Here is a 20,371-nt window from a genome sequence, read left to right as displayed (position 1 = left end):
TGACACGCGAGATCCCACAACAGCACACGCGGCCGAGGAGTCACCCGGATGAGCACCACCCAGAGCGAGAGGCTGCGCGGACTGCTCGAACCGCTCGTCAGCGCCGAGCAGCTGGATCTCGAGGAGATCGAGGTTTCCCGGGCCGGCCGCCGCCGTGTGCTGCGGATCATCGTGGATTCCGACGAGGGCGTGGAGCTGGACGCCTGCGCCGAGCTGAGCCGCGCGATCTCCGAGAAGCTCGACGAGACCGACGCGATGGGCGACGGCGAGTACGTCCTCGAAGTCAGCTCCCCCGGTGCCGACCGTCCGCTGACGGAGCACCGCCACTACGTACGCGCCACGGGCCGCCTGGCCAAGCTGCACCTGCGCGAGGGCGGCGAGCTGGTGGCCCGCATCCTCGCCGTGGACGAGGAGGGGCTCGACCTAGAGGTGCCGGGCGTCAAGGGCCGCAGGCCCACGTCCCGCCGGGTCGCCTTCGACGAGATCGCCAAGGCGCGCGTGGAGATCGAATTCAGCCGCAAGGACAAGAAGGAAGAGGAGGCGTAGCCGTGGACATCGACGTGAAGCTCTTGAAGGGCTTGGCACAGGACAAGGAGATCCCCTTCGACGTGCTCGTCGAGGCGATCGAGTCGGCCCTCCTCATCGCCTACCACCGTACCGACGGAAGCCACCGCCGCGCGCGGGTGGAGCTCGACGAGCGCGGCCACGTGACGGTGTGGGCGAAGGAGGACCCGGCCGACCTGGAGCCGGGGCAGGAGCCCAAGGAGTTCGACGACACCCCGTCCGGCTTCGGCCGGATCGCCGCGACCACGGCCAAGCAGGTCATCCTGCAGCGGCTGCGCGACGCCGAGGACGACCGGACGTTCGGCGAGTACGCGGGCCACGAGGGCGATGTCGTCACCGGCGTCGTCCAGCAGGGCAAGGACCCCAAGAACGTCCTGGTCGACATCGGCAAGCTGGAGGCCATCCTGCCGGTGCAGGAACAGGTGCCCGGCGAGGAGTACACCCACGGCCTGCGGCTGCGCACGTACGTGGTGCGCGTCGCCAAGGGCGTGCGCGGCCCGTCCGTGACCCTGTCGCGGACCCACCCCAACCTGGTGAAGAAGCTCTTCGCGCTGGAGGTCCCGGAGATCGCGGACGGTTCCGTGGAGATCTGCGCGATCGCCCGCGAGGCCGGCCACCGCACCAAGATCGCGGTCCGCTCGACCCGTTCCGGACTGAACGCCAAGGGCGCCTGCATCGGCCCGATGGGCGGCCGGGTGCGCAACGTGATGGCCGAGCTGCACGGCGAGAAGATCGACATCGTGGACTGGTCGGACGACCCGGCCGAGATGGTCGCCAACGCGCTGTCACCCGCACGGGTGAGCCAGGTCGAGGTCGTGGACCTCGGCGCACGGTCCGCCCGCGTCACCGTCCCGGACTACCAGCTGTCGCTCGCGATCGGCAAGGAGGGGCAGAACGCCCGCCTCGCCGCCCGCCTCACCGGCTGGCGCATCGACATCCGCCCGGACACCGAGACCGACGCCGAGCGCGACGTCGCCGACCGGGAGCGCGCGGAGCGCGCCCGCGAGCGGTCCGAGCGGCGCTGAGCACCGGTCGGGCGGCCGGCTCCGGCCGGACGCCCGCCGGAAGGACCGACCCGCACGGGACACCGGGCGCCCGCTCTCCGGAGAGGCGCCCGGCGCAGGCCGGGCGGGGCCGGGAATAAATCCCAGTGGCATGCCGCTGAGATCACGACAACATCCGTTCGATTTTTGCCCCAAAGGGGTGAGGTCGGTGCGGGGAGGTAGACTTAGCCGTGTCTGGCCGGACGCATGCCCGCGCTTGCCCTGAGCGAACCTGTGTGGGATGCCGGGAGCGGGCGGCCAAGAGCGAACTGCTGCGCATCGTCGCGGAAGGGAACGCATGCGTTCCCGATCCTCGCGGTACGCTGCCCGGCCGGGGTGCCTATGTACACCCCGTCCCCGCATGTCTGGACCTGGCGGTTCGCCGCCGGGCATTCCCCCGGGCCTTCAAGGCCAAGGGGCCGTTCGACCCCGCCGCGCTGCAGCGGTTCGTCGAGCGGGCGACACCGTAAGAAATGAACGGCACGGGACCCCGTGCGGTCAGGTACCTCGCGAGTTGGAAGTAGGTCGAGATTGCGATGAGCACTCGATGAGTACGCGATGAGTACGCCCATGAAGTAGCGACGGTCCGGCGGTAACCCGGACCTAAAAGGAGCGAAGTGGCTAAGGTCCGGGTATACGAACTCGCCAAGGAGTTCGGCGTCGAGAGCAAGGTCGTCATGGCCAAGCTCCAAGAACTCGGTGAATTCGTCCGTTCGGCGTCCTCGACGATCGAGGCGCCGGTTGTACGCAAGTTGACTGACGCACTGCAGGGGCCCGGCGGCAACGCCGGCAAGCCCGCTGCCAAGCCTGGCGCGCCCCGCAAGGCGACGCCCGCGAAGCCCGCGGCGCCCTCTCCGGCCGCCGCGGCACGTCCCGCTGCCCCGAAGCCCGGCGCCCCGGCTCCCAAGCCGGCCCCCGCCGCCCCGGCGAGCAGCACCCCCGCGGCGCCTTCCGCGCCGGGCCCGCGTCCGGGTCCGCGTCCCGCGCCCAAGCCCGCTCCGGTGACCCCGGTCCCCGCCGCCGAGTTCTCGGCGCCGGCCCCGGCCCCGCAGCAGGCCCCGCGTCCCACCGGCGCCACCCCCGGCCCGCGTCCCGCCCGTCCGGCCCCGTCCGGCGGCCAGCGTGACGGCGGTCAGCGCGACGGCGGCCGCGGCGGCGACCGTCCCGCGCGTCCCGCGGGTCAGGGCGCACCGCGTCCCGGCGCCCGTCCGTCCGGCCCCCGGCCGGGCAACAACCCCTTCACCTCCGGCGGCTCGACGGGCATGGCCCGTCCGCAGGCGCCGCGTCCCGGCGGCGCCCCGCGTCCCGGTGGCGGTCAGGAGCGTCCGGGTGCCCCGCGTCCGCAGGGCGGTCCCGGTGGCGCGCCGCGTCCGCAGGGTCAGGGCGGTCCCCGTCCGACCCCCGGCGGCATGCCGCGTCCGCAGGCTCCCCGTCCGGGCGGTGCCCCCGGTGGCAACCGTCCGAACCCGGGCATGATGCCGCAGCGTCCCGCTGCGGGCCCGCGTCCCGGTGGCGGCCCCGGCGGCCGTGGTCCCGGCGGCGGCGGTCGTCCGGGCGGCGCAGGTCGTCCCGGCGGCGGCTTCGCGGGTCGTCCGGCCGGTCCCGGCGGCGGTGGCGGCGGTTTCGCCGGCCGTCCCGGCGGCGGTGGTGGCGGCGGCGGTGCGGGTCGTCCCGGTGGCGGCGGCGGTGGCTTCGGCGGCCGTCCCGGCTTCGGTGGCCGTCCCGGCGGCCCCGGCGGCCGCGGTGGCACGCAGGGTGCGTTCGGCCGTCCCGGCGGTCCGGCCCGTCGTGGCCGCAAGTCGAAGCGGCAGAGGCGCCAGGAGTACGAGGCCATGCAGGCCCCGTCGGTGGGCGGCGTCATGCTGCCCCGCGGCAACGGGCAGTCCGTCCGTCTTTCGCGCGGTGCCTCCCTCACCGACTTCGCGGAGAAGATCAACGCCAACCCGGCGTCGCTCGTCGCCGTGATGATGAACCTCGGCGAGATGGTCACGGCGACGCAGTCCGTCTCCGACGACACCCTCAAGCTGCTCGCGGACGAGATGAACTACGTCCTCGAGATCGTCAGCCCGGAGGAGGAGGACCGCGAGCTGCTCGAGTCCTTCGACATCGAGTTCGGCGAGGACGAGGGCGGCGAAGAGGCGCTCATCCCGCGTCCTCCGGTCGTGACCGTCATGGGTCACGTCGACCACGGTAAGACCCGACTGCTGGACGCGATCCGCAAGACGAACGTCATTGCGGGCGAGGCCGGCGGCATCACGCAGCACATCGGTGCGTACCAGGTCTCCGCCGAGGTCAACGGCGAGGACCGGAAGATCACCTTCATCGACACCCCGGGTCACGAGGCGTTCACCGCCATGCGTGCCCGTGGTGCGAAGTCCACCGACATCGCGATCCTCGTGGTGGCGGCGAACGACGGTGTGATGCCCCAGACGATCGAGGCGCTGAACCACGCCAAGGCGGCCGACGTGCCGATCGTGGTCGCGGTCAACAAGATCGACGTCGAGGGTGCCGACCCGACCAAGGTGCGCGGTCAGCTCACCGAGTTCGGTCTGGTGGCCGAGGAGTACGGCGGCGACACGATGTTCGTCGACATCTCCGCCAAGCAGGGTCTGCACATCGACCAGCTGCTGGAGGCCGTCGTCCTCACCGCCGACGCCTCGCTCGACCTGCGGGCCAACCCGGAGCAGGACGCGCAGGGCATCGCGATCGAGTCCCACCTCGACCGCGGCCGCGGCGCCGTCTCGACCGTCCTGGTCCAGCGCGGCACGCTGCGCATCGGTGACACGATGGTGGTCGGCGACGCGTACGGCCGTGTCCGGGCGATGCTCGACGACAACGGCAACAACGTCGAGGAAGCGGGTCCCTCGACCCCCGTCCTCGTGCTCGGTCTCACCAACGTCCCGGGCGCCGGCGACAACTTCCTGGTGGTCGACGAGGACCGTACGGCCCGTCAGATCGCCGAGAAGCGTGCCGCCCGCGAGCGCAACGCCAACTTCGCCCGCAAGGGTGTCCGGTTCTCCCTGGAGAACCTGGACGAGGCGCTCAAGGCCGGTCTGGTCCAGGAGCTCAACCTCATCATCAAGGGCGACGCGTCCGGTTCGGTGGAGGCCCTCGAGTCCTCGCTGCTCCAGCTCGACGTCGGCGACGAGGTCGACATCCGGGTCCTGCACCGCGGTGTGGGTGCGGTCACCGAGTCGGACATCGACCTGGCGACCGGCTCCGACGCCATCGTCATCGGCTTCAACGTCCGCGCTGCCGGGCGTGCCCAGCAGATGGCGGAGCGCGAGGGCGTCGACGTCCGCTACTACTCGGTGATCTACCAGGCCATCGAGGAGATCGAGGCGGCCCTCAAGGGCATGCTCAAGCCGGAGTACGAAGAGGTCGAGCTCGGTACGGCGGAGATCCGCGAGATCTTCCGCTCGTCCAAGCTGGGCAACATCGCCGGTGTGCTGGTCCGCTCCGGCGAGGTCAAGCGCAACACCAAGGCGCGCCTGCTGCGCGATGGCAAGGTCATCGCGGAGAACCTCAACATCTCCGGTCTGCGCCGCTTCAAGGACGACGTCACCGAGATCCGCGAAGGCTTCGAGGGCGGTATCAACCTCGGAAACTTCAACGACATCAAGATCGACGACGTCATCGCGACGTACGAGATGCGCGAGAAGCCGCGAGGCTGATCCGCGGGGAATCCGGGGGGAACACCCCCGGACCTCTCTTTCACAGTCGGGGCCGGTCGACGGGGCGTATTTCCGTCGATCGGCCCCGGCCGTTCCGTGTACGGTTCTCGTGTTCCTGCCAAGCGCTGGCAGGACACGACCCCGAACCGGCGGGACATCCGGACATTCATGTATGTGGGGACACTGTCCTTCGATCTGCTTCTCGGCGACGTACGGTCGTTGAAGGAGAAGCGCTCCGTCGTCCGTCCGATCGTCGCCGAACTCCAACGAAAATTCGCGGTGAGCGCGGCGGAGACCGGCGGTCAGGATCTCCATCGCAGGGCCGAGATCGGCCTTGCCGTGGTCTCCGGGGACACCGGACACCTCACAGATGTTCTGGACCGGTGCGAGCGGCTGGTGGCCGCCCGGCCGGAAGTGGAACTGCTGTCCGTACGACGGCGGGTCCACAGCGACGAAGACGATTGAGCAAGAGGGAGACGGACCAGTGGCCGACAACGCGCGGGCTAAGAAGCTGGCGGACCTCATCCAGGAGGTGGTCGCCCAGAAACTTCAGCGCGGAATCAAGGACCCGCGCCTGGGTACGCACGTGACCATCACGGACGTCCGGGTCACCGGCGACCTGCGGGAGGCCACGGTCTTCTACACGGTCTACGGCGACGACGAGGAGCGGGCGAGCGCCGCGGCCGGTCTGCAGAGCGCCAAGGGCATCCTGCGGTCGGCGGTCGGTGCGGCGGCGGGGACGAAGTTCACCCCGACCCTCGCCTTCGTGGCGGACGCGCTGCCCGAGAACGCGCGGGCGATCGAGGACCTCCTCGACCGCGCGCGGGCCTCGGACGCCAAGGTGCGCGAGGCGTCCTCGGGCGCCACGTACGCCGGTGACGCGGACCCGTACCGCAAGCCGGAGGACGAGAACGACGAGGACACCGCCTCCGAATGACATCGCAGAACACGCCGGACGGCCTTGTCATCGTCGACAAGCCGTCCGGCTTCACTTCGCACGACGTCGTCGCCAAGATGCGCGGCATCGCCCGGACCCGCCGGGTCGGGCACGCCGGCACGCTGGACCCGATGGCGACCGGCGTGCTCGTGCTCGGGGTCCAGAAGGCCACCAAGCTGCTCGGTCACCTCGCGCTGACCGAGAAGGAGTACCTCGGCACGATCAGGCTCGGGCAGAACACCGTCACGGACGACGCGGAGGGCGAGATCACCTCGTCCGCCGACGCGTCCGGGGTGACCCGGGAGGGCATCGACGCGGGTGTCGCGGCCCTGACCGGCGCGATCATGCAGGTGCCGTCCAAGGTCAGCGCCATCAAGATCGACGGCAAGCGGTCCTACGCACGGGTGCGGGGCGGCGAGGAGTTCGAGATCCCGGCCCGCCCGGTGACGATCTCGTCCTTCAACGTCTACGACGTCCGCCACGAGGTCGCCGAGGACGGGACGCCGGTCGTCGACCTGGTCGTCTCGGTCGTCTGCTCCTCGGGCACGTACATCCGCGCCATCGCCCGGGACCTCGGTGCCGGGCTCGGCGTCGGCGGGCACCTGACCGCGCTGCGGCGCACCCGGGTCGGACCGTACGGCCTCGACGCGGCGCGGACGCTCGACCAGCACCAGGAGGAGCTGACCGTGATGCCGGTGGCCGAGGCCGCCGCAGCCGCGTTCCCCCGCTGGGACGTGGACGAGAAGCGCGCCAGGCTGCTGCTGAACGGCGTACGGCTGGACATGCCGGCCTTCCCGCCGGGGCCGGTCGGGGTCTTCGGGCCCGACGGACGGTTCCTGGTCCTCGTCGAGGAGCAGAAGGGCAAGGCGAAGAGCCTCGCGGTCTTCGCCTGAGCGCCTGACGGGCGATTCGCGGGGGGCCGTCCGGCGTGTTCCGGACGGCCCCCGGGCCGTTCACCGGGACGGAATCGTCGTGGAGCGGGCGGGACAACCCCACGCCCGCTCCACGGTTCCCCAACGATTCCTGTCCACCCGACGCCAGCAATTCACCCCAACGAGCAGGCGCTCGGAGTGAAACAGGGGTGCATTGGGGGGCGCTTTTGCTCCGAGTGGTACACGTGCTGATCATCGGTCCTAACGTTCCGACCATGGGAAGCGGGGACCGGGCAGTGCTGGTGCGTATCTGCGATCAGGCCGGTCGGCCGCGGGGTACCGGATTCGTCGCGGACGACCGGGGCACGGTACTGACCAGCCACGAGGCGGTCGACGGCCTCGACGGACCGGTCCTGCACGGAGCGGACGGCCGCAGCCGCACCCTCGGGGCCGACGACATCACCGCGCTGCCCGAGTTCGGCCTCGCCCTGCTGCGCACCCCGGGGCCCGGGGCGCTCGGCGTGGAACCGGTGCCGATCACCCTGCGGGAACGGATCGACGTCGGTACGTACGTGACGATCGCCGCCCACGGCTGGCGCGAGGCCCGGGTGCTCGGCACCACCCCCGTGACGTACACCGCGCGCGGCCGCTGCCACCGGATCGGCGCGGCGCTGGAACTGGCGCTCGGCACGAACGGCAGGGATGCGCTGCAACTGCGCGGCGCGGCCGTGGGCGGGCCCGTCCTCGACCCGGAGAGCGGCGCGGTCATCGCCGTACTGGGCACCGCGCTGCGGGCGGAGCACCCCGCGGCCGGCCTCGCCGTACCGCTGCGGGACACGGGCACCGAGGGCCCGCTCGACGTGCTGCTGCGACGCAACGCGACGAGCGTCCCCGGCTACGGACACGATCTGAACCTCGCGGGCGCCCTGCACCTGACGGCGACCTCGCTCGGTTCGGCGGGCGGTCCGGGTGCCGGGCCCGAGCCGGTCGAGCGCCCCGACGTCAGCGCGGAGTTCATGGCCTTCGCGGGACCGGCCGGGGCCTCGTCCGCGGCGGGCGGCACCGCGGTCGTCCTCGGCCTGGTCGGGGCGCCGGGCACCGGACGCACCACCGAACTGACGGCGCTCACCGCCCGCCGGGCCCGCGGCCCGGTCCCCGCGCCCACCCTCTGGCTGCGCGGCGCCGACCTGCTGGCCGACGACACCTCGGTCGCCGACGCCGTCACCCGCGCGCTGGGCAGGGCCGGCCGGATCGTCACCGCCGCCGGGGCCCGGGGCGACATGACCACCGCCACCCCCGAACGGGTGGCCAGGCTGGCCAGGGAGTCCGGAATCCCGCTGCTCGTGCTGCTGGACGGCCCCGAGGAGATGCCTCCCGCGCTGGCCCACGAGACGGCCCGGTGGACCGCCGCCACCGTCGACTGGCTGCGGACGAACGGCGCGCGGCTGGTGATCGCCTGCCGGCCCGAGTACTGGGAGACGGCCGGTGCGCTCTGCCCGCCCGGCGCGCTGCACCGCCCCGCCCGCCCGGCCGGGCGGCTGCCGTCCGCGATCCGGCTGGGCGACCTCACCGCGGGCCAGGCCGAACAGGCCCGGCAGCGGTACGCCATCCCGCCCGGTGCGCTCGCCCCCGGACACGACCGGCACCCGCTCACCCTGCGCCTCCTCGCGGAGGTGCGCGCCGCCATGCCCGGAGAGGTCGCCGGGCAGCCCGACACGGAGGAGGTGTTCGGCGCCCACCTGGACCTGATGTGCCTGCGCGTCGCGGTCCGGGTCGCGGCCGCCTCGGGCCGGGCGCCCGGCGGCGGTGCGGTCCGCAGGCTGGCCGCCCGGGTGGCGGGGCAGGTGCACGAGGCGGCACGGCGCTGTCTGGGCCCGGGACAGGGGGAGCTGGACCGGGCGGCGTTCGAGGAGGTCTTCCCCTGGCGCCCCGGCTGGGCGTCGGCCGTCCTCACCGAGGGCCTGCTCGTCCCGGCGGGGGCCGGTTACCGCTTCGCGCACGAGGAGCTGGGGGACTGGGTCCAGGGCGCCCATCTGGACGTGGACGCGGCGCTGCACGCGCTCGTCCACCGGTGGCACGCGCGGAAGGAGTCCGACGACGGGGCACCGGACCCGGCGGACGGGAAGGCGGAGGAAGCGCCGGGCGCGGCGGCGGTCCGCCGGGTGCCGCAGCCGAGGCGGCCCGAGGGAAGCGGCCGGAGCACCGTCGCGGCCCGGCCGGGCGGCGGGAGCGGCGGGGCGCCCGCACCGGACGCGGGAACGGACCCCGGGGCGGGGCCCGGCTCCCCGGGCTCCCCGTCGGGCCCCCGCACCCTGCCCGTACCGCGCCACCGGATCGGCCCGGTGGTCCAGGCGATGCTCCGGCTGGGCCGCCGGCAGGGCCCCGTTGCCCTCTCCCACCAGTTGGCCGACCTCATCGAGGCCCTGGACCGGCTGCTGCCCGGACCCGGGGACCCGGGACGGGCGGACACCGGCACCGCCACCCCCCTCGACGGGGAGGACGGGGACGCCGTGTGCCGCGACGCCCGGTGGTGGGCCGTCCACCTGCTCTCCGAGACCCTGATCCAGGTGCCCGACGCCCGGCCGTACCTCGGGGTGCTGCGGCTCCTCGCCGGCCGGGTCGTGCGCGGTGCCGCGCCGGGCGGACCGTCGGGCCCCGGCACGTACGCCGAGTTCGGCCCGTGGTTCTGGCGGCGGCTGACGCTGCCCGAGGCGGACCGGATCGACCTGTTCCGGCGCCTGGTCCCCGCCGACGGCCCGCCCTGCGGCGACGGAAGCGAACGGTTCCTGGACGCCGTCGCCCGGCGGCTGGCCGCCCGGCCCCGGACCGTGCAGCCCCTGCTCTGCGGCTGGTTCACCGATGAGCGCCCGCTCCCCGCCGGGGAGGGGGACACGATGCGGCCGACCGTGGCCACCGCCGCGCAGGCGCTGCTGCACACCCACCGGGACCTGGCCGTCGACGACCTGACCGACGCACTCGTCGCGGCCCACCACCCCCGGGCCGGGGAACTGCTCACCGCGCTGGCCGAGGACGAGCCCGCCGCGCTGTGCCGGGCCGTCCACCGCTGGGCCCACGACGGGGACCGGCCCGCCCGCCGGACCGCCGCCGCCACGTACGCGGCGGTCGCCGCGCCCCACGCCGTCCTCGACACCGACCGGGAGCTGCTGCGCGGGGCCGCCCGCGCCCTGCTGGCCCGCCCCGGCGACGCCGCCCTGCACGGGGCCGCGCTCGCCCTCCTCGTACGGGACCCGCAGAGCCGGGACGGCTGCCTCCCGCAGGCCCTGCGGGCCTTCGTCGGGGGCGAGCCGCGGCTGTCCCCGGACGTGCTCGCCGCGGCCCTGCCGTCCCATCCGGAGCCGGTGCTCGCCGCGTTCCGGGAGCGGCTGACCCGGCCGGACGAGGGCGCGGGCGAGGTGCTGTGCGCACTGGCCGCGATCGACGCCCCCGCACTGGCCCTGCACACCGCCGGGCTCGTGCGCGCCTACGTCGAGAGCCACCCGGACGACGCCGTGCACGCCGCCTCGTACATCCACCGGAGGCTGGAGCACGGGCCCGCCGCCCGCGCCCTGCTGCTGCCGCTGGTGACCGGGCTGCTGCGGGACCGCCCCGTCCCGTCGCCCGTGCGCGGGGCGCTCGCCGCGGTGTTCGCCGCGCCCGGCAGCCCGGCCTCCGCACAGCTGCGGGGGGAGCTCCTGGAGGTCCTGCTCGACTTCGAACAGGACACCCGACGGGATCCGGACGTGCTCGACGCACTGCTGCGGGCCGCCGCGACCGGCTCCGGAGGACGCGCCCCGGCCCGTACCCGCGCCCTGGTCCACCGCACCGGAACACTGCTGCTCCGCACCCCCGGGGGCGCGGACCGCTTCGACCGCCTGCTGGTCGAACTCGCCCGTGACGTGCCGGGATTCGCGACCCTGGTCACCGAGTGGCTGACCGGCGCCCCGCAGGAATGGACACCGCTCATCGGCCCGGACGCACGGCGGACGGTTCGGGAGCTGGGCGGGCCCAAGGCGATGCCGATGCGGGTCGCAGGGCGTGAGCATGGCAGTCTTAGACCTGCGTAAGGCATATCCACGTACACAGGTTCGGGCGAGGAGCGGTCAGAGTGCAGCGCTGGCGTGGCTTGGAGGACATCCCCCAGGACTGGGGACGCAGCGTCGTCACCATCGGTTCCTACGACGGGGTGCACCGCGGACACCAGCTGATCATCGGGCGTGCCGTGGAGCGGGCCCGCGAGCTGGGCGTTCCGTCGGTCGTGGTGACCTTCGACCCGCACCCCAGCGAGGTCGTGCGGCCCGGCAGCCACCCGCCGCTGCTCGCCCCGCACCACCGGCGCGCCGACCTGATGGCCGAGCTGGGCGTGGACGCGATGCTGATCCTGCCGTTCACCACCGAGTTCTCGAAGCTGGCCCCGGCCGACTTCATCGTGAAGGTGCTCGTCGACAAGCTGCACGCGCAGCTGGTCATCGAGGGCCCGAACTTCCGCTTCGGCCACCGGGCGGCGGGGAACGTCGAGCTGCTCGCCGAGTTCGGCGCGACCTACGACTACCGCGTCGAGGTCATCGACCTGTACGTGAGCGGCGAGGCGGGCGGCGGCGAGCCGTTCTCCTCCACCCTCACCCGGCGGCTGATCGCCGAGGGCGACGTCGCGGGCGCCGCCGAGATCCTGGGCCGCCCGCACCGGGTCGAGGGCATCGTCGTGCGCGGCGCGCAGCGCGGCCGCGAGCTCGGCTTCCCCACGGCCAACGTGGAGACCCTGCCGCACACCGCGATCCCCGCCGACGGCGTCTACGCGGGCTGGCTGAACGTGGAGGGCGAGGCGATGCCCGCCGCGATCTCGGTCGGCACGAACCTCCAGTTCGACGCCACGGAGCGGACGGTGGAGGCGTACGCGATCGACCGCGTCGGCCTCGACCTGTACGGGCTGCACGTCTCGGTGGACTTCCTCGCGTACGTGCGCGGGATGCTGAGGTTCGACACGGTCGACGACCTGCTCGTGGCGATGGCCGCCGATGTGAAGCGGTGCTCCGAACTGGTCGCCGCGTACGAACGGGGCTGACCCTTCCGGCACATCCGGCCGACCGAACCGGGCCGGGCCCGTCCGGGGATGATCCCCGGACGGGCCCGGCCCGGTCGCGCTTCCTACGCCTGCTCCACCCGCACGGCCGGAGCGGAGGCGGCCGCCCAGTGGCACGCCACCTGGGCCCGGCCACCGCCCGTGAGCACCGGCAGGTCCTCGGAGCGGCAGGCGTCCGCGACGCCCGCCCGCTCCGCCTCGCCCGACGCCAGCACCTGGCAGCGGGCGTGGAAGCGACAGCCGGACGGCACCCTGGACGGGTCCGGCGGCTCACCGGTCAGGACCACCGGCTCGCCCCCGGCCTCCGGCAGCACCGACAGCAGCGCCCGGGTGTACGGATGGCGCGGGGCCGTGAGGATCTGCTCCACCTCACCGGTCTCCACGATCCGCCCGAGATACATCACCGCGACCCGGTCCGCGATGTTCCACGCCAGACCCAGGTCGTGCGTGACCACCAGCGCGGACAGGCCCAGCTCGTCCCGCAGCCGCAGCATCAGGGCCAGGATCTCGCCGCGCACCGAGGCGTCCAGCGAGGCCACCGGCTCGTCGGCCACGATCAGCTCGGGCTCCAGGACCAGCGCGCCCGCGATCACCACGCGCTGACGCTGCCCGCCGGACAGCTCGTGCGGGTAGCGCAGGAAGAATCGTTCCGGCGGACGGAGCCCCGCCCGCGACAACGCCTCGGACACCGCCGCCCGCTCGTCCCCCGCGTACCCGTGGATGCGCAGGCCCTCGGCGACGGCGTCGTACACCGTGTGCCGGGGGTTGAGCGAGCCGCTGGGGTCCTGGAGCACCAGCTGGACCCGCTTGCGGTACGCCTTCAGCGCCCGGCTCCCGTAGTCCAGCGGTTTGCCGCCGAAGGTGACTTGCCCGGACGTCGGCGGGACCAGGCCCAGCAGCGAACGCGCCAGCGTCGTCTTGCCGCAGCCCGACTCGCCGACCAGCGCCACGATCTCACCGGGCCGGATGTCCAGGTCCACGCCGTCCACGGCCCGCGCCGGGGCGGCCCCGCGCCGGCCGGGGAAGGTGACCTTCAGCTCCTGGGCGCTCAGCAGGGGAGGGGTGGTGCTCATGGGGTGCTCCTTGCTTCCTCGGCGTCCGGCAGGGCCGCGGCCGCTCCCGGCTCCACCAGCACACAGGCGGCCCGCCGCTGCGGTCCCGCGACCCGCAGCTCCTGGTCCTCGGTCGCGCAGGAGTCCAGGGCCACCGGACAGCGCGGGTGGAAGGTGCAGCCGCCGGGCAGCGCCGACGGGTCCGGCGGGTCGCCGGGCAGCCCGCGGGGCGCGAACCGGGAGGCCGGGTCGCCGATGCGCGGGAAGGCGCCGGACAGGGCCTTGCCGTACGGGTGGTGCGCGTTCTCGTAGACCTCGGACGCCGGGCCCTCCTCCACGACCCGGCCCGCGTACATCACCGCGAGCCGGTCGCAGGTGTCCGAGAGCACCGCGAGGTCGTGGCTGATCATGACGAGGCCGAGGTCCTGCTCGGACACCAGCTGCTCGATCAGCCGCAGGATCTGGGCCTGGATCATCACGTCGAGCGCCGTGGTCGGCTCGTCCGCGACGATCAGTCCCGGATCGCAGGCCAGCGCCATCGCGATCATCACGCGCTGGCGCTGCCCGCCGGACAGCTCGTGCGGATAGGCGGCGGCGCGGGCGGCCGGCAGGCCCACCTGCTCCAGCAGCTCGCCGACCTTCTTCGCCGCCCCGGCCTGGGTCGCCTTCCGGTGCAGCAGGATCGGTTCGGCAATCTGGTCGCCGATGCGGTGCACCGCGTTGAGCGAGTGCATCGCGCCCTGGAAGACGATCGAGGCCCCCGCCCAGCGCACCGCCCGGACCTGGCCCCACTTCATGGCCAGGACGTCCTCGCCGTTCAGCAGGATCTCGCCGGTGACCTTCGTGCCCGCGGGCAGCAGCCGCAGCAGCGCGAGGGCCAGCGTCGACTTCCCGCAGCCCGACTCGCCGGCGATGCCGAGCTTCTGCCCGGCGTCGACGGTGAGGTTCACGCCGCGCACGGCCCGCGCCCCGCCGGCGTACGTCACCGTGAGGTCCCGTACGTCGAGGAGCGGCGGCCGGTGGATGTTCGTGGTGCTCAACGGGTCACCCCCAGCTTGGGATTGAGGACGGACTCGATCGCGCGCCCGCAGAGTGTGAATGCCAGCGCCACCACGGCGATGGCGATGCCGGGCGGTGCCAGGTACCACCAGTGGCCCGCGCTCACCGCACCCGCCTCGCGGGCGTCCTGGAGCATGCCGCCCCAGGAGGTGGTGGTCGGGTCACTGAGGCCGAGGAAGGCCAGCGTGGCCTCGGTGAGGATCGCGCTGGAGATCACCAGCGTCGTCTGGGCGAGCACCAGCGGCATCACGTTCGGCAGCACGTGCCGGACCATGACGTGCCCGTGGCCGCCGCCCAGCGCGCGGGCCCGCTCGATGTACGGGCGGGACTCCACCGCGAGGGTCTGGGCCCGGACCAGCCGGGCCGTGGTCGGCCAGGTCGTGACCCCGATCGCGATGATGACCGTCCACATCGAACGGTCCATCACCGTGGCGAGCGCGATCGCGAGGACCAGGGTCGGCATCACCAGGAACCAGTCGGTGACACGCATCAGGACCGTCGAGTACCAGCCGTGGAAGTGACCCGCGACGATGCCGACGACCGTGCCGATGGAGACGCACAGGAACGCCGCGAGCAGGCCGACCGTCAGCGAGACCCGGGTGCCCCACACCAGCAGCGCCAGCACGCTGCGGCCGAACTGGTCGGTGCCGAGCGGGAATTCGCCGCTGGGGGACTCCAGCGCCCCGCCGGGGGCACCCGTGACGGACTGCGAGTCCGCGCCGACGAGCTGCGGCGCGAACACGGCGACCAGTGTGATCAGGACGAGGGCGGCCAGCCCCCACAGACCGCCCCGGTGGCTTCGGTACTCCCGCCAGAAGCGGGCGGCGGACCGGCGCTTGCGGGCCCGCGCCAGGGCGCGCGGGTTCGGGGCGGCCCCGGCCTCCGCGGGCGTCGGCGTGGGCATGGATTCGGTCGTCATCGGCCCACCCGGGGATCGAGCAGCGGATAGAGCACGTCGGCAAGGGTGTTCGCCAGGATCACCGCGGTGGCGAAGACGAAGAACAGCCCCTGCACGAGCGGCAGGTCGGGCACGCTGAGCGCCTCGTAGAACAGCCCGCCCAGACCCGGCCAGGAGAACACCGTCTCGACCAGGATCTGCCCGGCGACCACGTGCCCGAGGTTCACGAACATCAGGGTGAAGGTCGGCAGCATCGCGTTGGGCACGGCGTGCTTGCGGCGCACGACGTCGTCCCGCAGCCCCTTCGCGCGGGCCGTCGTCAGATAGTCGCTGCCCATCTCGTCGAGCAGCGAGGAACGCATCACCAGGAGCGTCTGCGCGTACCCGACGGACACCAGTGTGATCACCGGCAGGACCAGGTGGTGCGCCACGTCGAGGACGTAGGCGAAGCCGGTCTCGCCGGTGCCGGAGTCCAGGTTGCCCGTCGGGAACAGCCCGGGGATCGGGCCGACGCCCACCGCGAAGACGATGATCAGGAGCAGGCCCAGCCAGAACGCCGGCACCGAGTAGAGCGTGAGGGCGAACGCGGTGTTGAAGCGGTCGCTGCGGGAGCCGTTGCGCCAGGCGGTACGGGTGCCGAGCCAGATGCCGAGCGCGGTGTACAGGACGTACGACGTGCCGGTGAGGAGCAGGGTCGCCGGGAGCGCCTCGGTGATCTTGTCGATGACCGGCGTGTGGAACTGGAACGACAGCCCGAAGTCACCGGTGAGCGCGTCGCCCACGTAGGACGTGAACTGCTGCCACATCGGCTGGTCGAGCCCGAACTGGCGTTTGAGCGACTGGAGCTGTTCGGCGGACACGGGCCGGCCGCCGGTCATCTGCTTGACCGGGTCGCTGGGGATGAGCCGGAAGAGGAAGAAGCTGGTGACCAGGACCGCGAACAGGGAGACCGCGGCGCCCGCGATCTTGGCCGCGACGTACTGGAGATATGCCTTGGTGTTGCGCGCCCGTGGATCGCGGCCGGCCGACGGACCGGCCGGGGCCGGCTTGTCGGTGTCCGCGTCCGCGTTCTGCACGAGCGCCGGAGTGCTGTCAGCTGTCATGGGGAACTCTCGTTACTCGTGCCGCAATGAGGAGGGGCCGACCGGTGGAGCGAGTGTTCCCCGGCCGGCCCCTCTTCACCCGTTCAGGTGATTACTCGCGGTCGTCCGCCGTGTTGCGGCGGCGCATCGCGACGAACAGCCCGCCACCGGCGAGCACCACGACCACCGCGATGATGCCGATGACGACGCCGGTGGAGCCCGAACCGCCGGAACCGTCCGAGCCCTCGCCGTCCGCCGGAACGGCCGACCACCAGCTCCAGTAACCGTCCTGGCCGTAGATGTTGCCCGCGGACTTCGGCATCGTCGTGATCGACTTGATCTGGTCGGTGCGGTACGCCTCGACCGCGTTCGGGTACGCGAGGACGCTCATGTACCCGGAGTCGTACAGCCACGACTGCATCTGGTTGACGATCTCCGTGCGCTTGGCCGGGTCGTACTCGGCGAGCTGCTTCTTGTACAACTCGTCGTACTTCTTGTCGCAGATGAAGTTGTCCGTGGAGGCGCTGTCCTTGGCCTTGGAGGGCAGTGCGGCACAGGTGTGGATGCCGAGGACGAAGTCCGGGTCCGGGTTGACGGACCAGCCGTCGAAGGCGAGGTCGTACTCGCCCGCGTACCAGGGCACGGAGACGTTGTCGAGGCAGTCGACCTTCAGGCCGATGCCGAGCTTGCCCCACCACTCCTTGAGGTACTTGCCGATCGCCTTGTCGTTCGGGTCCGTGGCGTGGCACAGGATGCGCAGGTCGAGCGGTTTGCCGTCCTTGCCGACCCGCTGGTCGCCCTTGACCGGGTAGCCCGCCTCGTCGAGCAGCTTCGCCGCCCTGGCCGGGTCGTACGCGAGGCTCTGCCCGGCGGTCGGCTTCCACTGGTACGCCGTGAAGCGCGGCGGGATGTAGCCCTGGCCCTCGACGGCGTGGCCCTGGAAGACCTTGTCGATGATGGTCTTGCGGTCGATGGACAGGAAGAGGGCCTGGCGCACCTTCTGGTCGAGAAGGGCCTTGTTGCCGTTGCCGAACTTCTTGCCGTCCTTGGTCTGCGCGCCCGGGTTGGTGGCCAGTGCGAAGAAGCGGCGGCCCGGACCCTCGTTGACCTTGATGTTCTTGTCGCCCTTGAGGGAGTTGGCCTGGGCGGGCGTCAGCGCGGGGGAGCCGGCGACGAAGGAGACCTCGCCCTTGCGCAGGGCGGCGACCGCGGCGTCCTGGTCCTTGTACGTCTTGAAGACCAGCTCGTCGAACTTCGGCTTGCCGCGCCAGAAGTCCTTGTTGGCCTTGAGCTTGACGTACTGGTCGACCTTGTAGTCGGTCACGACGAACGGCCCGTTCCCGACGATCGGGAAGGTCTTGTCGTTGTTGAACTTGGAGAAGTCGCCGACCTTCTCCCAGACGTGCTTCGGGACGATCGGCACGTCGAGCGCGGCCATGGTGGCCTGCGGCTCCTTGAGCTCGATGACCAGCTGCGTCGGGCTGGGCGCCGTCACCTTCTTGAAGTTCGCGACGAAGTTGCCGTTGGCCTGCGCGGCGGCCTCGTCGGTCATCATCTTGTTGAACGTCCAGGCCGCGTCCTCGGCGGTGGCCTGCTGCCCGTCCGACCACTTGGAGTCGGAGCGGATGGTGTACGTCCAGGTCAACTTGTCCGCGGACGGCTCCCACTTGGTGGCGAGACCGGGGATCGCGTGGTTGTCCTCGGGGTCGTAGTTGGTGAGGAAGTCGTACATGAGCCGGCTGATGCTGGTGCTCATGAGCCGCTGAGCGAGGAACGGGCTCAGCGAGTCGACGCTCTGCGCGACGGCGACGGTCAGCGTCGACTTGCCGCTGTCGGCGGCCTGGGCCTGCTGCGGCGCGGCGCCGAGGGGCACACCGGGTACGACGGAAGCGGCGGTCAGGGCCAGGGCGGCGGCACCGGAGGCCAGGAGGACGCGCAGGCGCGCGCGTGGCTGGACAGGGGACGGTGGAACTCTTTCGACCATGGTCGGGGACCTCGCGTCATGACTCGCACGGAGAAGGCGGGTTGATCTGTGGTTCGCCAGCTGGTGAAGCGAAGGTTTATCAGCGGGGGTCAAGCCCCGTCAACGGTCATCGAAACGGCGTGTGGTCTGCGGGAATGCCCAAAAGGGCCCGCACCGCGGAGACGGTGCGGGCCCTCATTGGTTCAGACCTCTGAAGCCTTACTGCTGAGGCGCTGACGGTGGCTGCTGCTGCCATCCGCCGGGCGACGCGGGACCGGGCTGCGCCCCCTGGCCGGGCTGCTGCTGATGGGGCATCGGAGGAAGTCCGGCCGGGTGCGCCGGGGGCTGGGCCTGCGGGGGCGGCGACTGCTGCCAGCCGTTCTGCTGCGCTCCGGGACCGGCGTGCGGCGGGTACGGCTGCGGGGGCTGCTGACCGCCGTACGGCTGCTGCTGGTACGGCTGTTGCGGGGCGTACTGCTGGCCGGGCATCGGCGGGGCGTACTGCGGGGGCGGCGCGGAGCCGTCCGAGGTCCACAGTCCCTGCTGCTGCTGGGCGCGCGCGAAGTCCTCGGCGACCAGTGCGGAGAGGTTGAAGTACGCCTCGCGGGTCTTGGGTCGCATCATGTCGAGGTCGACCTCGGCGCCCGCCGCCAGGTGCTCGTCGAACGGCACGACGACCACACCGCGGCAACGCGTCTCGAAGTGCTGCACGATGTCGTCGACCTTGATCATCTTGCCGGTCTCGCGGACCCCGGAGATGACCGTGAGGGAGCGCTGCACCAGCTCCGCGTAACCGTGCGCCGAGAGCCAGTCCAGGGTGGTGGAGGCGCTGGACGCACCGTCGACCGACGGCGTCGAGATGATGATCAACTGGTCGGCGAGGTCCAGCACCCCGCGCATCGCGCTGTAGAGCAGGCCGGTGCCCGAGTCGGTGAGGATGATCGGGTACTGCTTGCCCAGCACGTCGATGGCGCGCCGGTAGTCCTCGTCGTTGAACGTCGTGGAGACCGCCGGGTCCACGTCGTTGGCGATGATCTCCAGCCCGGAGGGCGCCTGCGAGGTGAAGCGGCGGATGTCCATGTACGAGTTGAGGTACGGGATCGCCTGGACCAGGTCGCGGATGGTGGCCCCGGTCTCCCGGCGCACCCGGCGCCCGAGCGTGCCCGCGTCCGGGTTGGCGTCGATGGCGAGGATCTTGTCCTGCCGCTCGGTGGCCAGGGTCGCGCCGAGGGCGGTGGTCGTCGTGGTCTTGCCGACGCCGCCCTTGAGGCTGATGACCGCGATCCGGTAGCAGGACAGCACCGGCGTACGGATCAGGTCGAGCCTGCGCTGCCGCTCGGCCTCCTCCTTCTTGCCACCCAGCTTGAAGCGGGACACCCCGGACGGGTTGCGGCTGCTCTTCGCCTTCTGCTTGCCCCGGACGAGCCGGTCGGAGGAGAGCTCCACGGCCGCCGTGTACCCGAGCGGGGCGCCGGGCACGGAACGCTCGCGCTGGTCGTGGGTGACCGGGCTCGGCCAGGCGGCCCCGGTGCGCGGGTCGACGGGCCGGCCCTGCTGGTCCTGGGGCTGCGGGCCGCCGTACGGCTGCTGCTCGGGCTGCTGCGGGGCGGGCGGCTGCGGTGCGGGCTGCTGCGGGGCGGCGGCCTGCGGGGTGTCGGCCTGCGCGGGCAGGTGCGGCGCGGGCTGGGCCGACGGCTGGGGTGCCTGAGCGCCCTGGGGAGTCTGAGGCGTCTGAGGTACCTGGGGCGGGAGGGGTGTGCCCTGGACCTGCTGCGCGGGCCACTGAGGAGCCTGCCCCTGGGGCTGCTGAGGCGCCTGGGGTGCCTGTGGTGCCGGTGCCTGCGATGCCTGCGGGAATCCGTAGCCGCCCTGCTGCGGCGTCTGCTGCGGGAACCCGTAACCACCCTGCGGCGGTGTCTGCTGCGCGGGAGGAGGGGTCTGCTGCGGGAATCCGTAACCACCCTGCGGGGGCTGGGGCGTTCCGGCCCCGGGGAACCCGTAACCACCGACCGCCTGCCCGTCCGGAGCGGGAGCGGGAGCGGGGGTGGGCGCCGGTGCGGGAGCGGGTGCCGGGGCAGGGGCCGAGGCGGTCCACTGCTGGGCGGGCTGCGGCGCGGCGGGCTGGAAGGCGGGCGGCAGCGGCGGCAGGG

General features: G+C 72.6%; 15 protein-coding genes. 9 read left to right on the top strand and 6 right to left on the bottom strand.

The features are described 5' to 3' along the window. The first annotated feature begins 48 nt into the window (after positions 1-48). The 9 genes from rimP (at position 49) to ABZZ04_RS18195 (ending at position 12,149) form a co-directional block, all read left to right on the top strand. The gene (gene rimP / locus ABZZ04_RS18235; RefSeq protein ID WP_356933223.1) at positions 49-546 is read left to right on the top strand and encodes a ribosome maturation factor RimP; all 498 of its coding nucleotides are present in this window, start codon (positions 49-51) and stop codon (positions 544-546) included. 2 nt (positions 547-548) lie between these two features. Then, positions 549-1,589, top strand: a complete 1,041-nt coding sequence (gene nusA, locus ABZZ04_RS18230; RefSeq protein WP_148839672.1) for a transcription termination factor NusA — start codon at positions 549-551, stop codon at positions 1,587-1,589. A gap of 209 nt (positions 1,590-1,798) precedes the next feature. Next, positions 1,799-2,077, top strand: coding sequence for a YlxR family protein (locus ABZZ04_RS18225; RefSeq protein WP_356933222.1), 279 nt, complete (start codon positions 1,799-1,801; stop codon positions 2,075-2,077). A gap of 147 nt (positions 2,078-2,224) precedes the next feature. Next, positions 2,225-5,281: a translation initiation factor IF-2 gene (gene infB, locus ABZZ04_RS18220; protein WP_356933221.1), complete on the top strand. Its 3,057-nt coding sequence runs from the start codon at positions 2,225-2,227 to the stop codon at positions 5,279-5,281. 168 nt (positions 5,282-5,449) lie between these two features. Continuing rightward, on the top strand, positions 5,450-5,746 hold the full coding sequence (locus ABZZ04_RS18215; RefSeq protein ID WP_148839675.1) for a DUF503 domain-containing protein: 297 nt from the start codon (positions 5,450-5,452) through the stop codon (positions 5,744-5,746). 19 nt (positions 5,747-5,765) lie between these two features. Then, positions 5,766-6,218, top strand: coding sequence for a 30S ribosome-binding factor RbfA (gene rbfA / locus ABZZ04_RS18210; protein WP_283854348.1), 453 nt, complete (start codon positions 5,766-5,768; stop codon positions 6,216-6,218). Next, positions 6,215-7,111 carry a tRNA pseudouridine(55) synthase TruB gene (gene truB, locus ABZZ04_RS18205; RefSeq protein ID WP_356933220.1) on the top strand — a complete coding sequence of 299 codons (897 nt, stop codon included), beginning with the start codon at positions 6,215-6,217 and terminating at the stop codon, positions 7,109-7,111. The genes rbfA and truB overlap by 4 nt, the downstream gene beginning before the upstream one ends. A gap of 254 nt (positions 7,112-7,365) precedes the next feature. After that, on the top strand, positions 7,366-11,154 hold the full coding sequence (locus tag ABZZ04_RS18200; protein WP_356933219.1) for a serine protease: 3,789 nt from the start codon (positions 7,366-7,368) through the stop codon (positions 11,152-11,154). A 41-nt stretch (positions 11,155-11,195) separates the two neighbouring features. Further along, the gene (locus ABZZ04_RS18195; protein WP_356933218.1) at positions 11,196-12,149 is read left to right on the top strand and encodes a bifunctional riboflavin kinase/FAD synthetase; all 954 of its coding nucleotides are present in this window, start codon (positions 11,196-11,198) and stop codon (positions 12,147-12,149) included. Positions 12,150-12,232: 83 nt separating this feature from the next. On the opposite strand, the gene ABZZ04_RS18190 is transcribed toward ABZZ04_RS18195, so the two are convergent. The 6 genes from ABZZ04_RS18190 to ABZZ04_RS18165 form a co-directional block, all read right to left on the bottom strand. Then, positions 12,233-13,240, bottom strand: a complete 1,008-nt coding sequence (locus ABZZ04_RS18190) for an ABC transporter ATP-binding protein (RefSeq protein ID WP_356933217.1) — start codon at positions 13,238-13,240, stop codon at positions 12,233-12,235. Next, positions 13,237-14,259, bottom strand: coding sequence for an ABC transporter ATP-binding protein (locus tag ABZZ04_RS18185; protein WP_356933216.1), 1,023 nt, complete (start codon positions 14,257-14,259; stop codon positions 13,237-13,239). The genes ABZZ04_RS18190 and ABZZ04_RS18185 overlap by 4 nt, the downstream gene beginning before the upstream one ends. Then, positions 14,256-15,197 (bottom strand): ABC transporter permease, encoded by a 942-nt coding sequence (locus ABZZ04_RS18180; RefSeq protein WP_356933215.1) that lies wholly within the window; start codon positions 15,195-15,197, stop codon positions 14,256-14,258. Before ABZZ04_RS18180 ends, ABZZ04_RS18185 begins: the two co-directional genes overlap by 4 nt. Then, positions 15,194-16,279: an ABC transporter permease gene (locus ABZZ04_RS18175; protein WP_356933214.1), complete on the bottom strand. Its 1,086-nt coding sequence runs from the start codon at positions 16,277-16,279 to the stop codon at positions 15,194-15,196. Before ABZZ04_RS18175 ends, ABZZ04_RS18180 begins: the two co-directional genes overlap by 4 nt. Before the next feature lie 91 nt (positions 16,280-16,370). Further along, a complete protein-coding gene (locus tag ABZZ04_RS18170; RefSeq protein ID WP_356933213.1) occupies positions 16,371-18,242 on the bottom strand; it encodes an ABC transporter substrate-binding protein in 1,872 nt (623 codons plus the stop codon). 198 nt (positions 18,243-18,440) lie between these two features. Continuing rightward, positions 18,441-20,371: AAA family ATPase (locus tag ABZZ04_RS18165; RefSeq protein WP_356933212.1), on the bottom strand; the 1,931-nt coding region annotated here is incomplete at its 5' end.

It is taken from the genome of Streptomyces sp. NPDC006435 (assembly GCF_040612315.1).
GTDB lineage: Bacteria > Actinomycetota > Actinomycetes > Streptomycetales > Streptomycetaceae > Streptomyces.
This window is presented reverse-complemented; position numbering and strand designations above follow the sequence as displayed.